Raw genomic sequence first — 1,363 nt, 5'->3', positions numbered from 1 at the left:
ATCGAGTAGGAGGCGGATTTACATCCGCCGTCCTCTCACACCACCGTACGTACGGATCCGTATACGGCGGTTCAAGTTATGCGATTAAGCCGAGTTATCGTATCCAGTATTGAGACCAGTCCAAGCCGATCCCACAGCTTCTTCGGTAGCGCGTGATTCAAATGTGCAGCTCCTGAGCTCCACCATGGACCACGACCGTTGAACGCCGATATGCAGGCGCGGTGCCTGCTGAGCCCCAGGCGTATCAAGTTCCGAGCCCTTGTTGAGGGCCGTTTCCATTGACGCCATACGGCGCAGCGCAGCTTACGACGCACCCAGCCATCAAGCGCCTCAAGTGGCCGCTTGCTTTGACTTAGCTTGAAGTAGCCAGCCCAACCACGCAGCACAGGGTTTATCCGCACGATGACGGTTGCCATCTTGCAACCCCGCGCTCCGCGCAGCAGGTCTCTGACTCGGTCGCGTAAGCGCCCCAGACTCATCACCGCCACTCTTAACCTCGGCTGTCGATGCCAGCTCATCCCATAACCTAGAAAATCACAGAACCAGGGCCTTGCCACGCGGCTCTTTTCCCGATTAAGCGCCAGTTTCAGGCGCTGCCTCAGGAAACGCTCAACGCCGGCCATCACCCGCTCGCCCGCACGGCGACTGCGCACATAAATGTTGGCGTCATCGGCATAACGCACGAAACGATGGCCCCGTCGTTCCAACTCGCGGTCGAGTTCGTTGAGCAGGATGTTCGACAGCAACGGCGAGAGCGGGCCGCCTTGCGGCGTCCCTTCCTGCCGTCGGCTGACGAGCCCGCCTGACATCGTTCCCGCTTCGAGATAGCGACGGATCAGCGTGAGCACCCGCTTGTCTTCGATTTGGCGCTCTACATAGGCCATCAACACGTCGTGGTTGACCCGATCAAAGAACTTCTCCAGATCGAGTTCCACGCACCAACGGTGACCCGCCGCCACATGGGCGCGGGCTGATTCGATGGCTTGATGAGCGCTTCTGCCCGGACGAAAGCCGTAGCTGTAATCCGAGAACAGCGGATCGAAGATCGGCGTGAGCTGTTGCAGCAGGGCCTGCTGGATCAGACGATCCACGACGCAGGGGATGCCCAACCGCCGTGTTCCGCCCTTGGGTTTGGGAATGTCGACGGCGCGTACACCATGCGGGTGATACTCACCGGCCAGCAACCGAGTCTTGAGGATCGGCCAATACTGTTTCACGTAGCCCGCCAACTGGTCGACCGTCATGCCATCGGCACCCGGCGCGCCCTTGTTACCGACTACGCGTTGATACGCACGTCTGAGGTTGGCGGGTGCAAGCACCCGCGCCATCAGCGTGTCCGGCTCCGCGTTCGTCCACGTCACAG

General features: G+C 60.4%; 1 protein-coding gene. It reads right to left on the bottom strand.

The features are described from left to right. Positions 1-71 precede the first annotated feature (71 nt). Positions 72-1,361, bottom strand: coding sequence for a group II intron reverse transcriptase/maturase (ltrA, locus tag ACW9JC_RS30295; RefSeq protein WP_457459662.1), 1,290 nt, complete (start codon positions 1,359-1,361; stop codon positions 72-74). Positions 1,362-1,363: the final 2 nt, after the last annotated feature.

Source organism: Pseudomonas sp. SDO5591_S426, from assembly GCF_054070755.1.
Note: the sequence above shows the minus strand (reverse complement) of the source record. Positions and strands in the feature narration are given on the sequence as shown.